Annotated in this window: 24 protein-coding genes and 1 pseudogene; 3 read left to right on the top strand and 22 right to left on the bottom strand. The window is 25.8% G+C overall.

Annotated features, from left to right (window positions below; translation table 11 throughout):
- Positions 1–3: 3 nt before the first annotated feature.
- Genes AMYT_RS02725 through AMYT_RS02715 form a run of 3 tightly spaced genes read right to left on the bottom strand, consistent with a single transcriptional unit; the run spans position 4 to position 1,073 of the window.
- On the bottom strand, positions 4–324 hold the full coding sequence (locus tag AMYT_RS02725; RefSeq protein WP_114841037.1) for a YbaB/EbfC family nucleoid-associated protein: 321 nt from the start codon (positions 322–324) through the stop codon (positions 4–6).
- Positions 317–700 carry an aspartate 1-decarboxylase gene (gene panD, locus AMYT_RS02720; RefSeq protein WP_114841036.1) on the bottom strand — a complete coding sequence of 128 codons (384 nt, stop codon included), beginning with the start codon at positions 698–700 and terminating at the stop codon, positions 317–319. The genes AMYT_RS02725 and panD overlap by 8 nt, the downstream gene beginning before the upstream one ends.
- Positions 701–710: 10 nt before the next feature.
- Entirely contained in the window at positions 711–1,073 is a 363-nt protein-coding gene (locus AMYT_RS02715; RefSeq protein WP_114841035.1) for a (2Fe-2S) ferredoxin domain-containing protein, read from the bottom strand.
- Positions 1,074–1,245: 172 nt separating this feature from the next.
- Between AMYT_RS02715 and AMYT_RS02710 the strand changes: the two genes are divergently transcribed.
- Complete coding sequence (locus AMYT_RS02710; protein ID WP_323571580.1) at positions 1,246–1,734, top strand: peptidylprolyl isomerase; 489 nt, start codon at positions 1,246–1,248, stop codon at positions 1,732–1,734.
- Positions 1,735–1,745: 11 nt separating this feature from the next.
- Here AMYT_RS02710 and AMYT_RS02705 read toward each other — a convergent pair whose 3' ends face one another.
- The 11 genes and pseudogenes from AMYT_RS02705 to AMYT_RS02655 form a co-directional block, all read right to left on the bottom strand.
- Positions 1,746–3,125 (bottom strand): response regulator, encoded by a 1,380-nt coding sequence (locus AMYT_RS02705; RefSeq protein ID WP_114841033.1) that lies wholly within the window; start codon positions 3,123–3,125, stop codon positions 1,746–1,748.
- Entirely contained in the window at positions 3,115–3,516 is a 402-nt protein-coding gene (locus tag AMYT_RS02700; protein ID WP_114841032.1) for a response regulator, read from the bottom strand. The genes AMYT_RS02705 and AMYT_RS02700 overlap by 11 nt, the downstream gene beginning before the upstream one ends.
- Positions 3,517–3,518: 2 nt before the next feature.
- Positions 3,519–4,016, bottom strand: a complete 498-nt coding sequence (locus tag AMYT_RS02695) for a chemotaxis protein CheW (protein WP_114841031.1) — start codon at positions 4,014–4,016, stop codon at positions 3,519–3,521.
- A gap of 18 nt (positions 4,017–4,034) precedes the next feature.
- Positions 4,035–4,433, bottom strand: coding sequence for a PAS domain-containing protein (locus AMYT_RS02690; RefSeq protein WP_114841030.1), 399 nt, complete (start codon positions 4,431–4,433; stop codon positions 4,035–4,037).
- A 12-nt stretch (positions 4,434–4,445) separates the two neighbouring features.
- Positions 4,446–5,192: pseudogene (locus tag AMYT_RS15235) on the bottom strand (methyl-accepting chemotaxis protein); the annotation flags it as partial.
- A 538-nt stretch (positions 5,193–5,730) separates the two neighbouring features.
- Positions 5,731–6,918 (bottom strand): exodeoxyribonuclease VII large subunit, encoded by a 1,188-nt coding sequence (gene xseA / locus AMYT_RS02680; RefSeq protein ID WP_114841028.1) that lies wholly within the window; start codon positions 6,916–6,918, stop codon positions 5,731–5,733.
- 45 nt (positions 6,919–6,963) lie between these two features.
- Positions 6,964–7,674 carry a bifunctional demethylmenaquinone methyltransferase/2-methoxy-6-polyprenyl-1,4-benzoquinol methylase UbiE gene (gene ubiE / locus AMYT_RS02675; protein WP_114841027.1) on the bottom strand — a complete coding sequence of 237 codons (711 nt, stop codon included), beginning with the start codon at positions 7,672–7,674 and terminating at the stop codon, positions 6,964–6,966.
- 15 nt (positions 7,675–7,689) lie between these two features.
- Entirely contained in the window at positions 7,690–7,950 is a 261-nt protein-coding gene (locus tag AMYT_RS02670; RefSeq protein ID WP_228197884.1) for a hypothetical protein, read from the bottom strand.
- Positions 7,951–7,955: 5 nt separating this feature from the next.
- Positions 7,956–8,747, bottom strand: a complete 792-nt coding sequence (locus tag AMYT_RS02665; RefSeq protein ID WP_114841025.1) for a P-loop NTPase family protein — start codon at positions 8,745–8,747, stop codon at positions 7,956–7,958.
- A gap of 3 nt (positions 8,748–8,750) precedes the next feature.
- Entirely contained in the window at positions 8,751–9,392 is a 642-nt protein-coding gene (locus AMYT_RS02660) for a 3-methyladenine DNA glycosylase (protein WP_114841024.1), read from the bottom strand.
- Positions 9,376–10,188 (bottom strand): TIGR00282 family metallophosphoesterase, encoded by an 813-nt coding sequence (locus tag AMYT_RS02655; protein ID WP_114841023.1) that lies wholly within the window; start codon positions 10,186–10,188, stop codon positions 9,376–9,378. Before AMYT_RS02655 ends, AMYT_RS02660 begins: the two co-directional genes overlap by 17 nt.
- A gap of 190 nt (positions 10,189–10,378) precedes the next feature.
- Between AMYT_RS02655 and AMYT_RS02650 the strand changes: the two genes are divergently transcribed.
- A complete protein-coding gene (locus AMYT_RS02650; protein WP_114841022.1) occupies positions 10,379–12,358 on the top strand; it encodes a BCCT family transporter in 1,980 nt (659 codons plus the stop codon).
- Between the two features lie 12 nt (positions 12,359–12,370).
- Here the strand turns inward: AMYT_RS02650 and AMYT_RS02645 are convergent, their stop codons facing one another.
- The 8 genes from AMYT_RS02645 to AMYT_RS02610 all read right to left on the bottom strand — a co-directional run bounded on the left by AMYT_RS02645 (position 12,371) and on the right by AMYT_RS02610 (position 22,530).
- Positions 12,371–14,932, bottom strand: a complete 2,562-nt coding sequence (locus AMYT_RS02645) for a PAS domain-containing sensor histidine kinase (RefSeq protein ID WP_114841021.1) — start codon at positions 14,930–14,932, stop codon at positions 12,371–12,373.
- Positions 14,929–17,100 carry a PAS domain-containing protein gene (locus AMYT_RS02640; protein WP_114841020.1) on the bottom strand — a complete coding sequence of 724 codons (2,172 nt, stop codon included), beginning with the start codon at positions 17,098–17,100 and terminating at the stop codon, positions 14,929–14,931. Before AMYT_RS02640 ends, AMYT_RS02645 begins: the two co-directional genes overlap by 4 nt.
- 3 nt (positions 17,101–17,103) lie before the next feature.
- Positions 17,104–17,481: a response regulator gene (locus AMYT_RS02635; RefSeq protein WP_114841019.1), complete on the bottom strand. Its 378-nt coding sequence runs from the start codon at positions 17,479–17,481 to the stop codon at positions 17,104–17,106.
- A gap of 12 nt (positions 17,482–17,493) precedes the next feature.
- Positions 17,494–18,891, bottom strand: a complete 1,398-nt coding sequence (locus AMYT_RS02630) for a methyl-accepting chemotaxis protein (RefSeq protein ID WP_114841018.1) — start codon at positions 18,889–18,891, stop codon at positions 17,494–17,496.
- A 113-nt stretch (positions 18,892–19,004) separates the two neighbouring features.
- The gene (locus tag AMYT_RS02625) at positions 19,005–20,120 is read right to left on the bottom strand and encodes a BaiN/RdsA family NAD(P)/FAD-dependent oxidoreductase (protein WP_228197914.1); all 1,116 of its coding nucleotides are present in this window, start codon (positions 20,118–20,120) and stop codon (positions 19,005–19,007) included.
- A 5-nt stretch (positions 20,121–20,125) separates the two neighbouring features.
- Complete coding sequence (locus AMYT_RS02620; RefSeq protein WP_114841016.1) at positions 20,126–21,382, bottom strand: ArsS family sensor histidine kinase; 1,257 nt, start codon at positions 21,380–21,382, stop codon at positions 20,126–20,128.
- Complete coding sequence (locus tag AMYT_RS02615) at positions 21,379–22,059, bottom strand: response regulator transcription factor (RefSeq protein ID WP_114841015.1); 681 nt, start codon at positions 22,057–22,059, stop codon at positions 21,379–21,381. Before AMYT_RS02615 ends, AMYT_RS02620 begins: the two co-directional genes overlap by 4 nt.
- Before the next feature lie 3 nt (positions 22,060–22,062).
- On the bottom strand, positions 22,063–22,530 hold the full coding sequence (locus tag AMYT_RS02610) for a Spy/CpxP family protein refolding chaperone (protein ID WP_114841014.1): 468 nt from the start codon (positions 22,528–22,530) through the stop codon (positions 22,063–22,065).
- Between the two features lie 203 nt (positions 22,531–22,733).
- On the opposite strand from AMYT_RS02610, the gene AMYT_RS02605 reads away from it, so the two are divergent.
- Positions 22,734–24,035 carry an FAD-dependent oxidoreductase gene (locus AMYT_RS02605; RefSeq protein ID WP_114841013.1) on the top strand — a complete coding sequence of 434 codons (1,302 nt, stop codon included), beginning with the start codon at positions 22,734–22,736 and terminating at the stop codon, positions 24,033–24,035.
- The last annotated feature ends 4 nt before the right edge of the window (positions 24,036–24,039 follow it).

Below are 24,039 nucleotides of genomic sequence, written 5' to 3'. Positions count from 1 at the left end.
TTTTTATTTTTGTCCAAATGAACCCATTCCGCCTAACATGCTCATGGCCATCATTTTTTTATTTTCATCAGATTGTTTTATTACATCATTCATACACGAAATAAGTAATATTTGTAATGAATCTTTATCTTCAAGTAAAGAATCATCTATTTGTAAATCAATAACTTCACTATTTCCATTTATAGAGATTTCTACCATACCTCCACCAGCTTTTGCTGTAAAGATTTTAGAAGCATTTTCCTCTTTAGCTTTACTTGCCATATCTTGAACTTGGTTCATCATATCATTTAGATTTAATTTACTAAAATCCATTCCATCAAACATCTTTACTTCCTACAAGTTCATTTGTTATTGTGTCTATATTGTTTTTTTCATCAACAATTACTACTGTTGGTTTATATGATTTTAACTCTTCTTCTGAATAAGAAGCATAAGAAATTACAATAATCTTATCACCAATTTCAACTTTTCTAGCTGCAGCACCATTTAAACACATATCTTTGCTACCTGCTTTTCCTTTTATTACATAAGTTGCAAATCTTTCACCATTATTAACATTTACAATTTCTACTTTTTGTCCAACTCTAAGTTTTGCAGCATTCATTAACTCTTCATCAATAGTAATTGAACCTACATAATTTAAATTTGCATCTGTTACTGTTGCTCTATGTATCTTACTATATAACATATCAAATGTCATTTATAACCCTTTATTTTCCTAAACTAACTGGTTCACCCCAAAATTGTTCTGGGATTAGATATTCAATTACTGGTTCTCCACCTAATATATGTTGTTCTACTATTTTATCTATTTTTTCCTTAGATAAATGGCTATACATATAGTGACCAGGCTCAACTAGCATAACAGGACCCATTTGGCATCTACCTAAACATGAAGTTCTAATAGCCTGAACTGGTCCAAAAACTCCCTTTTGCATAAGTGTTTGTGCAAGGTGGTTAAATAATTCTTGTGTTTGTTGATTAACACATGAAGGTTTTGGCATCCCAGGAGGTGCACTTTGTTCACATTTAAAAATATAAAATGTTGGTTGTGGCATTGATGGCATTTGCATAATTTTTCCTTATAGCTTATTCTTGTTTGAATTTTAACAAACAATTATTAAATTATTCTAAAATATCCTTTTTAATAATAGATTAAAACCATAAATAATATACTAAAAAAAATTTATTCAAAGGGATATAATGAAAAAACTTTTTTTTCTTACAATAACTCTATTTTTATCTATGCAAGTTTATGCCCAAACAGCAATAATTAAAACTTCAAAGGGAGATATTGAAATTGAATTAAGGGCTGATTTGGCACCAAAAGCAGTTGAAAATTTTTCAACACATGCAAAAAATGGTTATTATAATGGTCAAATTTTTCATAGGGTAATTAAAAACTTTATGATTCAAGGTGGAGACCCAACTGGTACAGGAAGAGGTGGAGAGTCAATTTGGCAAAAACCTTTTGAAGATGAGTTCGCACCAAATGCAGTATTTGACAAACCAGGGATTTTAGCAATGGCAAATGCAGGAGCTAATACAAATGGAAGTCAATTTTTCATTACTACAGTTCCAGCATATTGGCTAAATGGAAAGCATACAATATTTGGATATGTAACTAAAGGAATGGATGTTCTTAGAAAAATAGAAAATACTCCAACAAATGGACAATATCAAGGAAATAGACCTTTAGTTGAACAAAAAATAATCTCTATTGAAATAAAGTAGAAATTTCTACTTTATTTTGCCATTCCAAAAAGCTTATCTATTAAACCTTTATCAGAAGACCTCATAATTTCTCTTTCAAGTTTTTCAATCTTTTTAGCTTCACTTTTAGCTTTTTCTTTCCAGTATTCAATTTTTTGAGTTAAAACTTCTGCATTTTCAATCTTACCAAGTTTACTTTTTATATCATGTAATTCTTGTTCTAATTCATCAATTTCTATTTGTGAATTAACTTCAATTTGTTTACATTTTTTTTCATAATATTCAATTGTATCTTCAAGTTTAGCATTTAATTTTTTAACTTTTATTTTTAGATCAGCATTTTCTTTATTTGTTTTAAGTGTTAAATTACTTACACTTTTATTTTTCTCAGAACTACTTATATAATAACTTAAATCAGATCTTAATTTTTTATTATCTTTACTTAATTTTTCAACTTTATATAAATAATTATCTCTTTCAACTCTTAGATTAACTAGTTCTCTTTCTAGTTCATTTATATCTGCTTTTAAATTATTTATAATTACAGTTTGTTCAGCAGAACCTGCTTTACTTTTAATAAAAATATCACCCTTATCTTTCATAAGAGCCAATTGAACTTCTCTTTTTTTATTTAACTCTTCAGTAATATCATTTTGAACACAAAAAGAGCCTGTAATTGTGCCATTATCATTTGTAGTAGTAATTACATAAGTATCACTTACATAATAACCATTTTCTTTAGTAATATTTTTAATTCTACCTTTCCACTCTTTATTACTATTTAAAATACTAGAGTAAATATCTTTATAGATTTGAGGATCAGTATCAGGGTGCTTTAAAAAATTTAACTCTTTACCTAAAAGCTCTTCTTTAGAAAAACCTGTAGTTTTACAAAAAAGTTCATTTACATAAGTTATTTGCATATTTTCATTAGTTTTAATAACAATATTATTTGCATCAATAACATCTTTATATTTTTCTAACTCAATATTTTGTTTTGCAATTAAATCATTTTGATAAAGAATTGTTGCTAATTCATTAAGCACTACTAGTAAATTTCTAATATCAATAGGTTTTACAATATACTCATATACTTTTAATTTAATTGCATCAGCTAAGTAGGCAGTATCAGAATATGCAGTGGTAAAAATCACAGAAATATCTTTATTGGTTTCTCTAATTTTTTTTATCATTTCTATACCAGTTAGATAAGGCATATTTATATCTGAAATTATTACATCAATATTTTCTTTGTTTTCTAAATAGGTTTCAAGACCTTCTTTCCCATCTTTAGCCACATAGATTTTTCCAAAGAAATTAGATAATAAGGAAGATAATTCATTTCTTATATTATCATCATCTTCCACATATAATGCTCTTAATCTTTTTAAAACTTCTTTATCAAATGCCATGTTTTTTTATTTCCATTGTTGTAATCAACTCAATAAATTTAATAAAATCAAAAGGTTTAAGTAGATAATTTTCTACTCCAAACTCTTTTGCTTTATCAATATATTCTATTTCAGTATGTGCAGACATAATCACAACTGGGATTGAAGGATTTTTTTCTTTTAAGATTTTAATCATCTCTAAGCCATTCATAATTGGCATATTTATATCTGTTATTACAGCATCAATATCAGGATTCTCTTCAACTATTTTTAAAGCATCTTGACCATTTTGTGCTGTTAAAAAATTTGCTTGAAGTTTTGTTAAAGTATCTGTAATTATATTTATTAAATCATCTTCATCCTCAACAAAAAGAAGTTTTAATTTCCTTAACTCAACTATTTTTTCTTGCATTTTTAATCTTTTAGTTCATCTTTATGTACAACTGCTTCAATATCCATAATAACAAGCATTTGATTATTTTGTAATCTTACAAAACCTTTTAAATACTTAGAAGGAATTGCAGAACCCATATCTGAAACAGGAGCAAGAGCAGAAGTATCTAGTCTTTGAACATCATCTACTTTATCTACAACTATTCCTATCATTCTTTTATCTTTAGTAATTACTGCAATTACTGCTGTATTTGAATTATAAACAGGTTTTCCCGTATTAAATTTAATTCTAATATCCAAAATTGGAACAACTTCCCCTCTTAAGTTTATAAGTCCTTTTACCCAATCTTCCGTATTTGGTAAGGGTGTGATAATATCAGGATAAGTTAAAATCTCTCTAATTTTAGGTAACTCTATTGCATATTTCATTGCACCTAATTCAAATGTCATATATTCGCTAGTATTAGCATAATCTATAATCTCTTTTTCTTCTACATTTGTTGTTGAATTATTTTCCATGTTATCTCCTTATAAAAGTTATTCTTCTAATTTCCATTTTCTATAAAGTTCTTCAGAGGCTTTAATTTCATCTTCAGAAGCTCTTCTTCTGCATGATAAATACCCTTTTGAACCATCACAACTCTCAAATGGATATACTGTTGCAAATACCCAGTAATATCCCCCTGATTTTGTCGCATTCTTTACATATCCTGTCCATATCTCACCTTTTTGTACACTATCCCATAAACTTTTAAAGGCTTTCTTTGGCATATCTGGGTGTCTTACCATATTATGTGGCTGCCCCATTAATTCTTCTAAATTATATTCCGCTATTTTACAAAAATCATCATTTGCAAATGATATTATCCCTTTTGAATCTGTCTCACTTACTAAAAATGCATATTCATCTAATACTGTCTCTTGTCCTGCTGCCATATCTCACCTCCTTTAAAACTTCTTACTTTTTGCATCATCTACTAACTCTTTTGCCATATATGATACATCTGAGGCTATATTTGATATTTGTGTTGCTTCATTTGCATTCTCTTGTGTTACTCTATCTAACATTGTGATTGTATCATTTATTTGTTCTATTCCTGTCATCTGTTCTTTTGATGCTGCACTTACATTCTCTATTATATGTATTGTCTCATTTATATGCACATTTAGCTCTTCATATCCTTTTATCATATTATCAGATATTACTTTCCCTTCATTTGCTTTATTTGTTGCATTCTCTACTAAATCTTTTATCTCTTTTGCTGCTTGAGCACTTCTATTTGCTAAGTTTCTTACTTCTTGTGCTACTACTGCAAATCCTTTCCCTGCTTCTCCTGCTGTTGCTGCTTCTACTGCTGCATTTAAACTTAAGATATTTGTTTGAAAGGCTATTTGATCTATTACTGTTATTGCTTCATTTATTGAAGTTACTTGTTGATTTATTTCATCCATTGATAGGGCTGTTTTACTTGCTAATTCTTGTCCATTTGTTACTGAGCCTCTTACTGTTGTACTTAGTTGTGCCATTTTATTTGCATTTTCTGCATTATTTCTTGTTATTGATGTTATCTCTTCTACTGCTGCTGCTGTTTCTTCTAGTGACGCTGCTTGTTCATTTGCTTTTGCTGCTAGATTATTCATTGATGCTTTCATTGTATTTGAGTTTCTTTCTAGCATTTGTCCATTTTCTAGGTTATTTTTTGCTCCTGTTGCTAATGCTTTTCCTAAAGCATTTACTCCTTGCATTACTGACAACATTCTTGCTTTTAGTGTTGGTGATATTTCTATTTGTTTTGTAAAATCATTATTTGCGTAGCTTTGTAGTGTTGATTCTAGATTTTTCATATGAGTTTCTAAAGTATCAAGCATTTTATTTACTGTATCTTTTAAAGTAAAAACCATAGGATTTTTAGTATCTGCTTTTACTCTACATCTAAAAATACCTTGTTCTACTTTATCTGTAGTTAAAACAATCTCTCCAATAACTTTAATATCATCTTTTATTTGTTTATCTGTATCACAAATTAATTTATTCCACTTTACAAACATCTCATCAATACTTTTATTACCCGTAGAGTGAATATAATTAAAACTATTTTGTTTATATTGTACAAATTTTACGAATTGCTCAAAATATTTATCAATAATTTCTAATTCTTTTTTAGAAACAGAACCGAACATACCGAACCTTCTTTCAAGTTTTATTTATTTTATCTATTATAAACTTAATACTTTATTGTTTTTTAATATTTTCAATTTTAGCAAAAGCTATATAATTTGGTGTTTGTAAAGATACAATATCATTTACTTTTACTTCATCCAAATCTATTATTTTTTCATCCTTACTTAGTTGAACAAAACCTTTTTTTTCTTTATTTTTAGGATTACTTAAATCATATGAATTTTTTAATAAATTTAAACTATTTTGATAAGAACTTATAATATTTTTAAAACTATTATCAAAACTTAAATTTAACATTTTTATCTCAGAAGCAATAAGATTAAATCTTGTTTCAAGAGAATTTTGTTCATACATTCTTTTTAAATATATTATATTTTGTTCTTTTGAATATAAAATATTTTTAAACTTATTATTAAATTCATATTCCAAATTATCCATATAAATTCTATGTTCATTTATATCAGGAAGGGCTATTTCAATTGCATTTGAAGGAGTAGCAGCTCTTACATCAGCAATAAAATCACTAATTAAAAAATCAACTTCATGACCAACAGCTGAAATAACAGGAGTTTTTGCTTCATATATTGCCATTGCAACTATTTCTTCATTAAAAGCCCATAAATCTTCTATACTTCCCCCACCTCGTCCAACAATCATAATATCACAATTTAAACTATCTGCATATTTTATTGATGTGGCAATATCAAACTTTGCTTCAACTCCTTGAACTAAACTAGGAACTAAAATAAATTCAACCAATGGCCATCTATTTGTTGCTACTTTTTTCATATCCTCAATTGCTGCACCTGTGGGAGAGGTTACAATAGCTATTTTTTTAGGATATTTTGGAAGAGATTTTTTATTTTCAGGATTAAAATATCCTAAAGCTTGAAGCTTATTTCTTAATTGCTCAAAAGCCAAAGCTAAAGCCCCTTGTCCAGAAGGATCTATTCTTGTGCATAATAACTGATAGCTTCCCCTTGGAGTATATGCAGTAATATTTCCTCTAATTAAGATTTTTAATCCTACTTCCAATTGAAACTTTAAATATTTTGTATTACCTTTAAACATAACACATGAAATGGTTGAATTTTCATCTTTTATAGAAAAATATATATGTCCAGAGTTATGATAAGTTAAATTTGAAACTTCCCCTTCAACATATACATCTAAAAAAGTGGTTTCTAAAAGGGATTTTATTTGAGTATTTAAAGCAGTTACACTAAGAGGTGCGTTCATTTTTCCTTCTTTTTTTACAAGGAGGATATAATAATCCTCTTTGAGTTATATTTTTCTAGCTATGATTAAAGTTGAAATATTCATAGAAAAAGCTTTTGCATAAATTGGTTCTAAACCTGCAATTTTTAGCTCTTTACATAAATTTTCAGTTGTTAAAAACTCATCAATTGAATTTGGAAGATATGTGTAAGCCTCTTTATTTTTAGAGATTAATCCACCAATTGTAGGTAAAATTTTATTTATATAAAAATCAGTTATATAATCTATTGGATTTTTCTTTTCATTTTTTGTAAATTCACAAATTACCACTAATCCATTTTGCTTTAAAACTCTAGCAAATTCAAAAAAAGCCTCTTGTCTTTGAACAACATTTCTAATCCCATAAGAAATAGAAATAATATCTGCAATTGAATCTTCTAAAGGCATAGAAGCAGCACCAGCTTCAATAAACTGCACTTCTGGAAGTTTTTTCTTTGCAACATCCATCATCCCAACACTTGGATCAACACCAACAATATTATCAAGTTTAATTCTATTATCTTTTGCTATTTTTATCCAATAATCTATCATATCACCTGTTCCACAAGCAACATCAACAATTTTTTCTATTTCATTTTTTCCATAAAAATCAAAAGCTAATCTACAAGCTTTATTTCTCCAAGTTTTATCAATTCCCATACTAAGAACTCTATTTGTAATATCATAAGTTCCAGCAATATCATTAAACATTGATACAATTTTTTCTTGTTTGCTCATATAAATAATCCTAAATCATAATAAATATTTTCCAACAAATAATCCTAAAATAAATCCTATATTTATCATAATTAATGACCTTAAAACATTTATTTTTTTATTCATTGTTGGCAATTGTGTTAATACTAGTTTTTGTTTTTCTAAAGACTTTTCAAGCTCTTTTGTTGTCTCATTAAGCACTTTAGATGAAGTGTTTATATCTTTAAAAGATTTTCTTAATGCAAGTTCAGAGAATTCTAGTTTTTCAACTATCTCTTTTGCTTGCTTAAAACTCATTTCACTCATTTTTTAATGTCTATCCATCTATCTAAATCAAGAAAAATTCTATTTAATACACCAAGTACATAATCTTTTGCTTCTGTTTGAATTCTTCTAAAGAAAAGATATTTTCTAGCACCTTCTATATCCCCTAATTCTTTTGCTTTTATAGCTTTAGCAGCAAAATCTGTATTGTTATAAGCCATTTCCCATACTGTACTTCCAAGATACCTACTCATAGTAATTATCTTATCATTTTTAACAGGGAAATATTTTGGATTTTTTACAAAATCACATAATACTGAGTTACTATCTAAATATTTATGTCCAAAAAAATTAATATATTGTTCTTCAATATAATCAGGTTCCATAGATACTGCTCTATTTAGTGCAAATATCATATTTTCTTCTGGATTGCTTTCAATTTTTTTAATTTTTTTCATAGTTGCAATTGCATTTTTCCCATCTAGCTCACCATCACCTAAGGGAATAATCCATTTTACATTTCCAAAAGAACCAACTTTTTTAATCTCTTCTAATACTAAAGATGATGTCTTATTTCCACCAACATCAACAATAATCTCATGATTATCATCCATTAAAATTAGTTCATCTAATTCAGTTAGTTTATTTGTTCCTAACATTCTTTTATCAACAATTTCAGTTCTTGTAAAAGACTTACTATCATTGTTTTCATCATCTATTTCTATATAAGTAATTTTCTTACCATGTTTTTTATAAAGATATGGTGCAATAACTTGCATAGCAACAGTTGATTTTCCTACACCACCCTTTGTCTGTGGAATTATAATCATCAATTAATCCTTTGGATTTCGTTTCATAAATTCAACAATTTTGCCATGAAATTTACAATAAATCTCATTTAGAGATATTTCATAGCCATAAAGCTTGACTATTTTATCGTAATTTTCATTAATTCCATATACCAACCATGTCTGTATATCCTCATATGTATCAAATTCATACCCAAATCTTAACAATAACTTTGCTGTATATTTGTCCACAACCATATACTCTTGATGGCAACAATAACATAAAATTGCATCTTTTGTCTCTAATCCAATTCCTTTTTGTTTTAATAACCAAGAAGAAGTAACACTTTTTTGAAAAGTTTCAAAAGTTTCAAAAGTCTTTATTATATTTTTACATAAAAGCTTTAATCTACTTGCTTTTTGATTTTTAAAACCACTTGGGGCAATTGCATTTATAAGAAGATTAATATCTGCATTTGCTAAAGTTTCTAAAGATAGAAGTTCTAATTTTTTTAGGTTTTGTAAAGATTTTTCTACATTTATCCATTTTGTATTTTGAGTTAATATAGCTCCTACTAAAATTTCAAAATCATCACTACTAGGCCACCAAAATTTAGGAGAGTTTTCTAGTAAATTTTGCTCTTTTAGAAAAACTAAAAGTTCATAAGAGTTAGTCAATGATTGCATTTGTAAGAATCAATTCTTGCTTATTACATAATTTTTTAATCTTAAAAGCATTAATTGCTTTACCTTCTTGTATATCCACAACCATTATTTGCAAAATTGTTTTACAAGTTGAAGGTATTTCAAAATGTCCTCCAAGTCCTGTTGTAGCTTTTAAAATAGGTATTTTTTTATCCATTCCTATTACATTATCCCTACAACCTGTTAATCCAATATCTGTTAAATATGCTGTGTTATCACTAATTTGTAAATCATCTGTTCCCACATGAGTATGTGTACCACAAATAGCACTTACTTTATTTTTTAGCATCATAAAAAGAACTCTTTTTTCACTTGTAGCTTCTGCATGAAAATCAATAAAAATATTTTTTATACCTTCATTATGCAGTGAGTCTATTAATTGAGTTGCCCAATTAAAAGGATTTTCAACAGTTGGCATTGCAAACTGTCCCATTAGATTTATTACTGCTAATTTTTCACCATTTACCTCAGCAACTCTTACTCCACTTCCTATTAAACCTTTAGGGTAATTATCAGGTCTTAGAACTGGTTTAGTTTCAAGAAGTGTCATCATATCAGCTCTTTTATCAAAAGAGTGATTCCCTCCTGTTATTATATTAACTCCACATTTTAATAATTCATCACAATTTTTTATAGTTAATCCAAATCCATGGGAAGCATTTTCAGCATTTGCAATAATAAAATCAATAGAAAATTCATTTTTAATTTTTTGAAGATTCTCTTTTATTATTTTTCGTCCAGGTCTTCCTACTATATCTCCAATAAAAGCTATTCTCATTTATAAAATTCTTCTTTTTAATTTTTTTCAAATTGTATTTAAATCTTGATTTATTACCAATTAGACAAGGTTTAATTTAAATAGTGTTAATAAAGCTCTAAGTTTTAAATGTTAGAATAGAAAGCAATTATACAATTTGTAAGTCTTTTATTTGTATTAAATTTATCAATTGTATAAATAAAGGAGATTAATGGAAAAAAAATTAAATAAAAATGTATTTTTTATTTCATCTGGACTTATTTTGGCATTGGCACTTTTTGCTTCAATATTTCCAAGTAATGCCAATGATTTTTTTCAAAAACTACAAAATATTATTGTAGAAAATGGAAGTTGGTTTTATGTTTTAACTGTTGCTATTATTTTAATTACTGTTGCTTATTTAGCCTTTTCAAAATATGGGGATATAAAATTAGGCCCTGATCATTCAACTGCTGATTATTCATATCTATCTTGGTTTGCTATGCTTTTTTCTGCTGGAATGGGAATTGGTCTTATGTTTTTTGGGGTGGCTGAACCTGTTATGCACTTTTTAAATCCTCCAGTTGGTGATGGAAAAACAGTTGAAGCAGCAAGAGAAGCTATGAAAATCACTTTCTTTCACTGGGGATTACATGCTTGGGCTATTTATGCAATAGTAGCTATAATCTTAGCTTTTTTTAGTTATAGACACAATCTTCCTCTTACTCTAAGGTCTGCTTTATATCCCATAATTGGAGATAAAATATATGGCCCAATAGGACATACTGTTGATATTTTTGCAGTAATTGGAACACTTTTTGGAGTAGCAACTTCACTTGGATATGGAGTTTTACAAGTAAATACAGGACTTAATTATCTTTGGGATATTCCTGTTAATACAACTTCACAAGTGGTATTAATCATAGGTATAACAGCACTTGCGACTATTTCAGTAACAACAGGACTTGATAAAGGAATAAAAAAGTTATCTGAGCTAAATATCTTATTAGCAGTAATTTTACTTGTATTTATCTTACTTGTAGGTCCTACTATTTTTTTACTTAAAGCATATGTTCAAAATATAGGAGCTTATGCTTCAAACTTACTAAATAGTACTTTTAATTTATATGCTTATGAAAAAACTGATTGGATTGGGGGTTGGACAATTTTATATTGGGCATGGTGGATTTCATGGTCACCTTTTGTGGGGCTTTTCATTGCAAGAATCTCAAGAGGTAGAACAATTAGAGAGTTTACATTAGGTGTTTTATTAGTCCCAACAGGATTTACTTTAATGTGGATGACTTTTTTTGGAAATTCTGCTATTAATTTAATTTTAAATGAAGGTATTACAGCTTTAGGAAGTACCGTATCAAATGATGTAACAATTGCACTTTTTGCATTTTTAGAAAATTTTAGTTTTAGTGGTATAACTTCATTTTTTGCAACTATAATGGTAATTATATTTTTTGTAACTTCAGCTGATTCTGGTTCTATGGTAATAGATATGCTTTGTTCAAATGGAAATAATAATACTCCTATTTGGCAAAGGGTATATTGGGCTGTTGGAGAGGGAGTTATAGCTTCTATTTTAATAATAGCTGGAGGCTTAGCAGCCTTACAAACAATGACAATAGCAAGTGCTTTACCTTTTTCTATTATTTTATTAGTAGCCACATATGGTCTTATAAAAGCATTAAGGGTTGATATAGCTAAAAAAGAGAGCTTACAATACAATGTTACTCCATTTACCCCTAGTCAAACTAAGGATAATTGGGATACTAGATTAAGTAATATAATAAAATATCCATCAAAAACAAATGTAAAAAAGTTTATACAAACTATTGCAAAACCTGCATTTATTGATATTGAGACACAGTTAAGAAAACATGATTTAGATGCCACAATAAAAGAAGATGATAAAAATGAAAAAATCACTTTAATTGTAAATATAGGAGAAGAGGGAAATTTTGGAGAAAATAAAAACTTTATTTATGAAGTAAGATTAGTTGAAAGAACAAAACCAAATTTTGCTCAAGATGAAAAAGAAAACTCTTTAAAACAAGAAGAAGAGTTATACTATTGTGCAGAAGTTCACCTAATAGAAGGTGGGCAAGATTATGATATTATGGGTTGGTCAAAAGAAGGTGTTAGAAATGATATAGTTGATCACTACCAAAAACATATGCACTTTATTCATCTACTTAGTTAGTAACTTTTGTTACTAACTAAGCTTTTTTAATCTTACTTCAAAAACAGCACCATTATTTTTATTGTAAGCAATTATCTCTCCATTTTGTTGTTCTATAATTTTTTTAGAAATATTAAGCCCTACTCCCATACCACCATGAGTTTTAGAAGAGACAAAAGGTTCAAAAATAGTATCAAGTATCTCTTCATTAATTCCTCCTGCATTATCTTCAAAATAAACAATTATATTTTTATTATCTTCTTGTATATTAATATTTAAAACTCTTTTTTCATAATCTTCAATTTTTGATAATTCATCTAAAGCATTATTAATTATTACAATCCAAACTTGCTCTACTCTTTGTTTTTGAACTTTTGATAAAAAAGTATATTCATCTTTATTTATATTATCAATAGTAAATAATTTATTATTTAAATATATTTTACATATTTGTTTTGACCTGTTATAAGCCATTGTTAAAGAAGTAATTAAAGTAGAATAAATATTTACTTCTTCTTTTATTTCAGAAGAGCTTTGAGAAATTTCTCTCATTGATTCAATAATATTTGCTATTCTATTTAGTCCTTCATTAATTTTTTGAGAGTCTTCTTTCATTCTAGTTTTAATTTCACTATTAGGTAAATCCTCAATATCATACCCCATCATTTCAAAATTACCTTTAATATAAGTTAATGGAGTATTAATTTCATGTGTAATACCAGCTGCTAGTGAACCTATTGAAGAAAGTTTAATACTTTTTATTTGTTCTTCTTGGTGTATTTTATCTTTTTGACGACTTTTTTCAACTTCTTCTTTAATTCTTTGTTCAAGATTTTGATTTAACTCTTGTAGCTTTCTTTTATCTTGAAGTGAATTAACAACTAATACAAAATTTTTCCTATCTGGAAGTAAATTTAATGACATTTCAAGATGAATATATGAATTATCTTTATGAATAAAAACTTTTTCAATATTTGAAATAAAACCTATTTCTTTTGCCTCTTCAAAAATTTTTCTTAATATTTTTTTTGAGTTTTTTAAAATAATATCAAAGCAACTCATATTTAAAAGTTCTTCATTGGAAAAACCTAAAATTTTTGAAAACATAAAGTTTACTTTTTTAAAGTTTCCATCTAAATCCACAAGTCCTATACCACTGTTTGCATTTTCAAAAATTGCATTATATTGTTGCATTTTATAGTTTATATCATTGTATAGTTCATGAATTATTTTTTTATCAGTAATATTATTTCTTATAATACTAAAACCTACTATTTCATGGTTTTGATTAAAAATTGGCTCAGTAAAAGACTCTACCCAAAAGAAATTTCCATCTTTTTTACTTGCTTTTATTTCAGCAGTAAAAGTATTTCCTTTTTTTAAACTATCCCAAATGGAATTATAATTTTTATCAGACATATCTGAATGAATTAAAATTTTATGGTGATGTCCTATTAATTCTACTTTTAAAAATCCAGAAGCATTACATAAAGCAGAACTAACATTTTCAATTATACCTTCACTATTAAGTTTAACAAACATTACATATTTATCAATAATTTTTGAACTTTCTTCGAGTTCCTCTGAACTTTTTTTAATATAAAGGTCTAAATCTTTATTTTCATCTTCTGTTTTTTTATTTAGTTTTGCAATTGGTTCTGAAAAGATTAATGAAAGAATAATCGTAATTATTAAACCTACTGTAAAAATCGTATATAAATACTGTTTAAAATTTTCCAAACTACTATTTTCAAAATTTTTCAATTGTGTTAAAAGAATAATATAATCTTTATAGTTTAAATACACTCTTTTAGAAATAAAACTTTTTGACTCAAAATAGTTTTTTTCTAAAATTAAATTTGAAGAATTTGCATAAAGTTTATCTACTTTCAAACTTGAATTAAAATATCTTGACCAATTATACTTAGCTTCATTTCCTATTAAAAAATATCCCTCTTCATCTATAATAAAAGAACTATCTTTTGAAATATTTTGAATTTCATTTAAAAGATTATTTACATCTAAAACAATAGATAAAAAACCATTTTCTACTCTTAAAACAACTCTTAATATATATTTTAAAGGCTTTATTATTTCACCTTTATCTTTAAAAATTTCAATTTTAGAATGCCAAATTTCACTATCTTTTAATATTCTTATATCTTTAAAATATTCACTTATATTACTATTTTGAAGTTCATTGATTTTAATAGGAGTTAGCACTTTGTTTTTTAAATCTACTCTAATTAATTCTTTACCTAAAAAATTCATATATTTAATTTGTAAAATATCATTATTGCTTGACATAATTAATTTAAACAAATCTTCCACATCAGTTTTATTTTTTTTATCTAAACTAAACTCTTTAAAAATATGCGTATTATTTAAAGCTTGAAGTTTATTATTTACTTTTTTAATATAATCTGTTAAAAGTTTTTCTTTATATTCTAAAGTTTTTTTAACCTCAAAAATTTCTCTTTTTTGTAAATCAGCTTCATAAAAGTTTTTAAATAAGAAAATAAAAAGTGCCAATAAAATAGAAGAAAAAAGAATAAAAGCAAAAAATATTTTTAAGTAAAAAGGAATGCTTTTCATTTTCTTTCCTTCTTTCGTCTATCTTTAGAGATAAGTTTTAAGTAAATAACCCTGCTTTGTTCATTTTTATCAAACCAGATTGAAGAGCCTGTTTTTTTAATAAGAAGCTTTGCAATATGAAGATTTAAATCTTCTTCATCTTTTGCTTCATCATTTTCAAAAAATTCTTTGATTTTATTATTGTATGGTATGGAATCAATTATTCTAATAATTATATCTTTATTATCGTCTTCAATAACATCAATTTTAATCTCAGCATTATTTTGTTTTATTTTTATATTTTCCTCAATAGAGTTTTTAAATAAATTAGTAATTATTAATTTAATTTCATTATATACTCCAAAACAATATATCTCTTTTTTTGCATTTAAAGTTATTTTTATTTTATGTAATAAACACTCCATTTTTACGATATTTTTAGAGTCACTTAATACTTGAAATAAATTATATTTATCATTTTGTGTATTTTTATTAAAAAGAGTTTTAAACTCATTTAAAGTTATTGATAAAGTTTTTAATTGGTATTCAATTTCATCATGTATTTTTTTTAGCTCTTCTTTTTCAAAAGTATTTTTTAAAATCCTAGCATTTAAAGAAGCAAGTTGTATAGTAATATTTGAAATAGGATTTTTCCACTGGTGGGCTACTGTATCTAAAACTTTACCCATTAATGAGATTTTTGTTTTATCCATAAGATTTTCATCTTTTATTCTTATTTCATTAAGTCTATTTGAAAGATCCTCTTTTAAAAGATTATTTATTTTTATAAGTTGCTTAGTATCAGTTATATCAACCCTAATTGAGGTATATCCAATAAGCTTATTTTTTTCATCATATTTAGGAAAAATTGTACCTTTAACCCAATAAGAATTTCCATTTTTATCAATATTTTTTATTTCACCTTCCCAAGAAAGACCATTATTTAATTTTTGCCAAATTTGTTCAAAAAAGTTTTTAGAAATATCAGGATGTCTTAAAATATTAATATTTTTACCCAATAATTCACTTTTAGAGTAGCCTGAAATATCACAAAAAGCTTGAGTTACATTTGTAATAAAAGCACTTTTATTTGTCTCAACCATTACTACATATTTATCTATGGCTTTTAATAAATCATCATATTTAGTATATATTAAATCTTTTTTATATTGAAGCATAGATATTTTAATAATTAAAAAAGCTAAAAATAAATAGATTATAAAGATAAAAATCAAAATATTATTATAAATTAAACCACTTTTTAAAATCTCTTCATTTGTTAAATCATAAGCAACTAAATAACTATTTACTTCATTTGTTAGAGAGTTTTTTAAAGGTATAAAAGCAACAGGTACTCTTTTTTTATTTAATTCTATATCAAAAGCAAACTCATCACTATTTTTCATATGAAATTTAATTAGTTCTTCATTATTTTCTTTAATTTTTTTAAAAACCTCTTCTTCATATTTAAAAAGCTTAAAAATAGTCTCTTCAATTTGATAATTGTCATTTAAAATAAAATCTGCAAATCTTTTATATTCTGAATGAAAAAGATTTTTTTTAATTAATTGTTTATTAAAAACAAAAAAAACTTTATATCCCATATTTTTTTGGATTAAATTTGCTATATAATCAAAATCAAACTCTATTTCAATAGAGCCTAGATGGTTTAATTTTTCATCTAAAAGAGGTTTTAAAAATCTAAAAGAGGGGTTAAGTTGGGCTATTTCTACACTATCAATCTCTTTTAAAATAGAATTAACATATAATAAAGTCTCTCTATTTTTAGCCACATCAGAATAAATATCTTTTTTTCCCATTCTTAAAAAAGTCTCATTATTTGGAAGATAAAAATTGATTTGCTTTACACCAAAAGATTTAAAATAATAAAATCTCTCTTTTAAATATAAAAAAAGTTCTTCTCTTGATTTTTTTTTATCAGTAGAAATTTGTTTATATAATTTAATAATCTTTTGATCATATAAAAGATTATTAAAAAATATTAATTCAGAAAGTTTTTTATTCTCTTCATAAACATTGTTAAAATTTAATTTAATTTTTTCTATATCTTTTTTAAGTAACTGCTTTACTTCTTTATTTTTATAATATGAAGCTAGTAAACCTGTTATAGCAATAATACATAAAAGTATTATTGCACTTACTCTAAAAAACAGATTTACTTTTTTCATATATTAAGACTTTAATACTTCTATTATTTTATTTTCTAAGGCTTGAAGAGAATCAAAAGGTTTCATCACATAATTTGTAGCACCTTGTTTATGTGATTTTAACACTTTATCCAATGTAGAATATGCAGTCATCATAATAACTTTTTGTGATTCTTTTATTTCCATTATTTTTTCTAAAGCATCAAGCCCATTCATTTGAGGCATCATAATATCAAGTAAAATTACATCATAATTCTCAGTTTTTATACTATTTAAAGCTACAACTGGATTTGAAAAAGTAGATACACTATATTTTCCACTTCTATTTAAAAATCTACTTAACATATTTAAAATTTCTGTTTCATCATCAACTATTGCAATTTTAAAAACTCTATTTTCCATAATAATTTATCCTTATTTAAATAACTCTCTAGCTGCTTCTTTCATAACAGCTTCATTTTTTTCTTCTAAAATTTTATCTAAGTAATAAAATACTTTTTCACTTCCCTCTTCAACTAAAGCTATCTTATCTTCAATTAATTGTTTAGAACAAGCAATACTATTACCTGAACACTCTTTTGCAAGTAAATTTGCTTCATGATGAACTGTATGGTGATGTTTTTCTAAATATCTATATGAAGGAACAAAACTAAACTCTTCTTTTCCTAAACCAGTATCATACCACTTTCCAAGTCTACAATTATGATGATCAACTGCTTTAAAGTTATGTTCACCACCAAAGATTAATTGGTATAGATTATTTTTATAAATAACATGGTCAAGTTTTGCTAGGTTAATAAAGATTTTATTAGAAATACTTTCAACTTCATATACTGATCTATTTGAATTTTTTTGGAAAGTATTCATTAATTTATTTAAAATATCAACCCTATCTTTTGTTTGATTTACAACATTTGAAACAACTTCAGAACTATTTTTAATTCTTCCTGTTTCCACTTGAATTGAATCTACTACTGCTTTTATTTGAGTTGCTGCATCTGCACTTCTTGTGGCAAGATTTCGCACCTCTTGAGCAACAACTGCAAAGCCTTTTCCAGCCTCTCCTGCTGTTGCTGCCTCAACTGCTGCATTTAATGAAAGAATATTAGTTTGAAATGCAATTTCTTGAATTAAAGTAATTACTTGCGAAATATCTTTACTTTTTGATACAAGAGAACCTACAACTTCATTTTCTATATCAATTTGAGTTTTTAAGTTATCTGTATCACTTAATATCTCTTTTGCAAGATTTAATCCTTCAGTTGAACCAGTTGCAGTCTCTTTTGATTCTTTCATCATAGACTGTAACTCTTCAAGTAATGAAAGATATGTAGTTTGAGTGTTGTTTAAAGAATTAGTCATATTTTTATTATGTCTTTCTAATAAACCACCCTCTTTATTATCATGAATAGATGTTCTTTTTAAAGACACAATTATAAAACCTTCATAGTTTTTAGTTACTATTTTAGCTTCACAATCATCCATAATTAATCTATCATTACCATGCTTAATTGCATTTAATACTATAGAAAAATCTTTTATATTAGCTTTTGCTAAGTCATTTGCAAAATATAATTCATCTTTTGATGTAAAAACAACTAAACCCTCTTCTTGTGAAGTAGCAGCAATTTTATGAAATAAAGATATTTCAAATTTAAAAGTATCAAAATCTGAACTTTTTGGTGCTTTTTCAAGTTTAGCATTTAAAGAGTTTATCTCTTCATCTTTTTGTTGAAGCCTATTTTTTAAACTCCTAACCTCTTCTTCTAAAAAAGCGATTTGCTCAAGTGATTTCTTATTTGAGAAAAACATTATTTTATACCTTATTATTTACTTATACTATTACATTTTACCTAAAAAATCATAAATGAAGTATAAAAATAATTATTATTTATTTGAAAGTAAGTACTTTATATAACTATTTGTTATATTTTATAAGAACAAGTCATAGCACTTGAAAAGGCAAACTGAAAATTATATCCCCCAAGTTCACCTGTTATATCCAAACATTCCCCTAAAAAATATAAATTTTTCTGTTTTAAACTTTGCATACTATTTACATCAATTTGTGAAGTATCAACTCCACCTTTTGTAACTTCAGCTTTTGTATAACCAAAATTTCCAGCTGGAGAAAGTTCATAATTATGAATAAGCTGTAGTTTTTTTAACTCATCATTTGTTACTAAAGAACAAGGTTTATCTTTAATTTCAATTGAGTCTAAAAATTCTTGAACAAATCTTTTTGGTAAAGGAAGTTTTGAACTTATTAAAGCATTACCTTTTAAAAGTTTTTCTATTTTTTCTTTTGGTAAAAAATCAAAACTTATTTTTCCTTTTTTCCAATATAAAGAACTATTTAAAATAATAGGTCCAGAGCAACCTTTATGGGCAAAAAGTAGTGAACCATAAAAAGATTTATTTTCTACTTTTGCTTTAGCAATAATTGATAAACCACTTAGCTGTTTAAACCAAAACTGCTCTTTTTGCACTGTAAAACCTACTAAAGCTGGTTCTAGTTTTGTTATGGTGTGATTAAACTTTTTAGCAATATCAAAAGCTATACTAGAGGCACCTAAAGTACTATAAGATAATCCTCCACTTGCAACTACAAGTTTTTTTGCTTTGATTTCGCCTTTTGAAGTTTTTATAATAAAAAGTTCATCTTTATGCTCAACATCTAAAACTTTTGTATCTAAATATTTTTTAACATGGGTTGTTAATCTTGTAAACATATCAATTACATCTTGTGAGCTTCTACAAAAGTATGTTCCTTTTATAAGTTTAGGATTAATCTTTGGCTGCACATTATTAGCATTTAAAAACTCTAATAAATCATTATTTGTATAGTTTTTTAAAACTTTTTTTACAAACTCTTTATCACCTAAGTAGTTATCACAACTAACCACATTATTAGTAATATTACATTTAGCTCCACCACTAACTTTTATCTTTTGTCCTATTTTCTTATTACTATCAATAAGACAAACGCTTTTATTTTTAATATGGCTTGCAAGCATCAAACCACTTGCTCCTGCCCCAATAATTGCTATTTCGTAGATGATTTATCCTTAATACATTTAAAAATATTTATTCCATCTTTATGCTCATAATCAAGTGTATAACCATTTGCTTTTAAAATATTATGTACAATATATATTCCTAAACCAAAAGAGTTTGTAGTCTTCTCTTCAGAAGCAAAAAATGGCTCATAATAAGCTTTTAAATCATACTTTAAAATTTCACCTTGATTTTCAAAAATAATATCTTCATCTTGTGTTTTTATTACTACTTTTTTATTTGAAGAGTATTTAATTGCATTATCTATTAAGTTTTTAACAGCAATTGAAAAAAGTTTAAAATTTATATTAAGTTTTTTATTATCATATTTACAAATTACATCTTCATCTTCAATCATTAGAATATCTTTTGCATTATCAACAATATCATCTAAATAGTAATTGTTTTTTTCTATATTATTAGCAGAAGAGATAAGTTCTTCTATTGAAGCAAATTCGTTAATTAAAGATTCTAGTCTATTAAAAACTTCTCTTAATTTTTCATCATTTTGTTCACTATTTTCAATCTCTACTAAGAATTTACCCTTTGTAATAGGAGTTTTTAATTCATGCATTATATTTCTAATAAAAACATTTCTTGCTTCTTTAATACTTTTTAGTTTTGAAGCTGTATTTTTAAACTCTAAAGCAAGTAAAGATACTTCATCTTTTCTATTTGTATCACAACACTCAAAATCAAAGTTTTCATCACCTAGATTTTTAACTTTGTCTTTTAAAATTTTAAGAGGCATTAATTTTCTTAGGGTAATTAAATACATTAAAATAATTGTTATAATAACTATTGCAAATACTAAAATAATATATAAATGAGTTAAGTTATTATGAGTAATATTATCCCTAATTAAAATCGTTTCACCTCTTTTTTTCATGTAAATATAATTTTTTCCATTTAATTCAAGAACTCTTAAAAGGCTTGTTCTTACACTTGGATCCTTTTTTTCTACTAAAATAACAGTTTTTGGATTATATGTAATATTATTTATATCTTTTCTTTTAGTAAACATTGTATAGTTTATCTCTTCTAGTGTCTTTAAAAAATCATTATCAACACCACCTCTATGATACTGTCTTACAACCATTTTAATAATTGGAACATATTTCTCAATAAGATGTTCTTCTTTATTTTTAAAATTATGTGTCATTAAAATCGTAAAACTAGCAATTACTAAAATTATAGATATTATAAAACTTACTGTTATTGTAAAAAAAATTGATTCTCTATTCATTGTAAAAATTTATACCCCATTCCTCTTATAGTTTGTAGATGTTTTGGTTCTTTTGGATTATCTTCTATTTTTTGTCTAATTCTATTAATTATAACAGCAAGTGAGCCAGAACTTTCATAATCATGATTTAATAAATCAGAATTATCAAAAATCTCCTCTCTTGTTACAATAAAACCTTCTCTTTTTATTAAAAGGGATAAAACTTCATACTCAGCTGCCGTAAGTTTAATATACTGCCCTTTTTTTGTAATCTCTCTTTTATCACTATCTAGTTTAAAAATACCTTTTTTATTCTCTTTTACATCTTCATTATTTTGATTATATCTTCTTAAAATAGTTTTAATGCGAACTTCAAGTTCTCTTGGGTCATAAGGTTTTGGTAAGTAGTCATCAGCACCAAGTTGTAAAGCTGTAACTTTATCGGTAATATCACTTCTAGCACTTGAGATTATTATAGGTATTTTATGTTTACTTACTACTTCTTTACAAACATCTAACCCATCCATTCCAGGAAGAGTTAAATCTAAAATAAGTAAATCATATTTATAAATATTTAAACTTGAAAGAGCCAAAAATGGCTCTTCAAAATTTGTAACCTCAATATTAAACTGTTTTAGGTATTCAGTTAGAAGTTCTGCTAGTTGAACATCATCCTCTACCATTGCAATTTTAATCAAAATTTATCCTTTAAATCTATCAGCTTTTAAATCTAATAATACTTTTAATTGCTCTTTTTGCTTAGATGTTAAGATTTTATAAATGTCTTCTATTGTTTGAGCTTTTAATTTTATCATATTCTCTCTTTTAGAAGATACAATTTCTACAAATTTATCTTTATCAAATGAAGAAGAACTAAAAGCTTCATTAATTCCTTTCATCTTAGTTTTATTAGATTGGAAGATTTCTTTTATTTTTGTTCTTTGTGAATCATCTAAATTTAACTGATATAAAGCTTTATAAAAAGCATGTGAACCATCTCTTTTATGTTTCATCACTCCTTGTTTGGCCTTACAATTAAAAGAGTTTGTATCTTTCATCATATTACAATTTTGAGCCATATTACCTTGATTGCATTTACCATTATAGGCAAAAGCTGATGTTGTTAATACAGAACCTATTAATAAACTTGCTAAAACTGTCTTTTTCATTTTTTATCCTTTTATATTTTCTATATTGAAATTATAAGCTTATGCTTTTAACAAGAATTTAACTTTAAATTAACAATTTATTAATAGTTACAAAATAACTCATAATTATGTTAAATAAAAATTTCTTATTATAAATATAATATTTATTTAATTTCTATATGTTTTTTTGTTAAGATAACTTAATTAAAATTTTTGGAGAGATTATGATTAGAAGAGATTTTTTTAAATACTCTTTTGTTAGTGCTGCACTTTTAACAACTTCAAATATAAATGCAAAACAGATAAATACATCTACTATAAAAACAAAAGTTGCAATATGTGGAGGTGGCTTTGCAGGATTATCATGTGCAAAACATTTAAAAGAATTAAATAAAGATTTAGATGTAACTGTAATAGAAAAAAGAGCAAATTTTTCTTCTTGCCCCTTATCAAATGCTTGGTTGGGTGAAGCTTTAAATATTAGTTATGAAGATTTAAATTATGATTTTAATAGTGCAATTTTAAAATATAATTATAATTTTATTAATGAAACTATCGAAAAAATCAATAAAGATAAAAAACAAATTATAACTTCAAACCATATAATTGAATATGAGTATTTAATTATGGCTGTGGGAATAGATTATGATTATGAAAAACTTTTTAAAGATATAAATAAAATTAAAGAGTGCAAATTAAAAGCCCCAGCAGGATTAAAACCAGGAAGTGAACACTTAGCTTTAAAAAGAATGATTAAAAACTTTAAGGGTGGGAACTTTGTAATTTCTATTCCAAATGGAACTTATAAATGTCCCCCTGCCCCTTATGAAAGAGCTTGTATGATTGCAAACTACTTTAAAAAGCATAATATCAAAGCAAAAGTTATAGTTTTGGACCCAAGAGAAAAACCAGCAGCAAAACCTAAAAAATTCTTAGAAGCTTTTGAAACTTTTTATAAAGATATAATAGTTTATAAACCCTATTCTAACTTTAAAGATATAGATTTTAAAACAAAAAAAATTGTATATGAAGAGTTTAATAAAGAAAAACTTGAATATCTAACTTTAAGTTTAGAGTTTGAAGAAGCAAATATAATTCCACCAAATAAAGCAAATGAACTTATAAAAAAAGCAAATCTTGCTACATATGAAAATGGCTGGGCAAAACTTAGACAGCCTACATTTAGATCTATTTCTTCAGAAGATGTTTATATAATAGGAGATTCACAAGGAGAATATGCCTTTCCAAAATCAGCACAAATGGCAAATTCAACTGCTTATTTAGTTGCGCAAGAGTTAATTGATAGAATAAACAATAAAAAGTTTAATTATAAAGAAAATTTACCTGGAAATATTTGTTATTCTATGATTACAGATAATAAAGCTGTCTCTATTTCTCATTTATATGAGTATAAAGATACTTTTAAAGCAAATAGCTTTACTTCAAAAATCCAAGAAGATATAGCAATAGCAGCACAAGGGTGGTATTTTGGTTTAATTGAAGATATTTTAGGAATTAAATCCTAAAATA

This window comes from Malaciobacter mytili LMG 24559, from assembly GCF_003346775.1.
Taxonomy (GTDB): Bacteria; Campylobacterota; Campylobacteria; order Campylobacterales; family Arcobacteraceae; genus Malaciobacter; species Malaciobacter mytili.
This window is presented reverse-complemented; position numbering and strand designations above follow the sequence as displayed.

Coding starts and splice junctions, on each gene's coding strand:
- AMYT_RS02725 (WP_114841037.1), bottom strand. CDS start 324: ATGTTTGATGGAATGGATTTTAGTAAATTAAATCTAAATGATATGATG.
- panD (WP_114841036.1), bottom strand. CDS start 700: ATGACATTTGATATGTTATATAGTAAGATACATAGAGCAACAGTAACA.
- AMYT_RS02715 (WP_114841035.1), bottom strand. CDS start 1,073: ATGCAAATGCCATCAATGCCACAACCAACATTTTATATTTTTAAATGT.
- AMYT_RS02710 (WP_323571580.1), top strand. CDS start 1,246: ATGCAAGTTTATGCCCAAACAGCAATAATTAAAACTTCAAAGGGAGAT.
- AMYT_RS02705 (WP_114841033.1), bottom strand. CDS start 3,125: ATGGCATTTGATAAAGAAGTTTTAAAAAGATTAAGAGCATTATATGTG.
- AMYT_RS02700 (WP_114841032.1), bottom strand. CDS start 3,516: ATGCAAGAAAAAATAGTTGAGTTAAGGAAATTAAAACTTCTTTTTGTT.
- AMYT_RS02695 (WP_114841031.1), bottom strand. CDS start 4,016: ATGGAAAATAATTCAACAACAAATGTAGAAGAAAAAGAGATTATAGAT.
- AMYT_RS02690 (WP_114841030.1), bottom strand. CDS start 4,433: ATGGCAGCAGGACAAGAGACAGTATTAGATGAATATGCATTTTTAGTA.
- xseA (WP_114841028.1), bottom strand. CDS start 6,918: ATGAACGCACCTCTTAGTGTAACTGCTTTAAATACTCAAATAAAATCC.
- ubiE (WP_114841027.1), bottom strand. CDS start 7,674: ATGAGCAAACAAGAAAAAATTGTATCAATGTTTAATGATATTGCTGGA.
- AMYT_RS02670 (WP_228197884.1), bottom strand. CDS start 7,950: ATGAGTTTTAAGCAAGCAAAAGAGATAGTTGAAAAACTAGAATTCTCT.
- AMYT_RS02665 (WP_114841025.1), bottom strand. CDS start 8,747: ATGATTATAATTCCACAGACAAAGGGTGGTGTAGGAAAATCAACTGTT.
- AMYT_RS02660 (WP_114841024.1), bottom strand. CDS start 9,392: ATGCAATCATTGACTAACTCTTATGAACTTTTAGTTTTTCTAAAAGAG.
- AMYT_RS02655 (WP_114841023.1), bottom strand. CDS start 10,188: ATGAGAATAGCTTTTATTGGAGATATAGTAGGAAGACCTGGACGAAAA.
- AMYT_RS02650 (WP_114841022.1), top strand. CDS start 10,379: ATGGAAAAAAAATTAAATAAAAATGTATTTTTTATTTCATCTGGACTT.
- AMYT_RS02645 (WP_114841021.1), bottom strand. CDS start 14,932: ATGAAAAGCATTCCTTTTTACTTAAAAATATTTTTTGCTTTTATTCTT.
- AMYT_RS02640 (WP_114841020.1), bottom strand. CDS start 17,100: ATGAAAAAAGTAAATCTGTTTTTTAGAGTAAGTGCAATAATACTTTTA.
- AMYT_RS02635 (WP_114841019.1), bottom strand. CDS start 17,481: ATGGAAAATAGAGTTTTTAAAATTGCAATAGTTGATGATGAAACAGAA.
- AMYT_RS02630 (WP_114841018.1), bottom strand. CDS start 18,891: ATGTTTTTCTCAAATAAGAAATCACTTGAGCAAATCGCTTTTTTAGAA.
- AMYT_RS02620 (WP_114841016.1), bottom strand. CDS start 21,382: ATGAATAGAGAATCAATTTTTTTTACAATAACAGTAAGTTTTATAATA.
- AMYT_RS02610 (WP_114841014.1), bottom strand. CDS start 22,530: ATGAAAAAGACAGTTTTAGCAAGTTTATTAATAGGTTCTGTATTAACA.
- AMYT_RS02605 (WP_114841013.1), top strand. CDS start 22,734: ATGATTAGAAGAGATTTTTTTAAATACTCTTTTGTTAGTGCTGCACTT.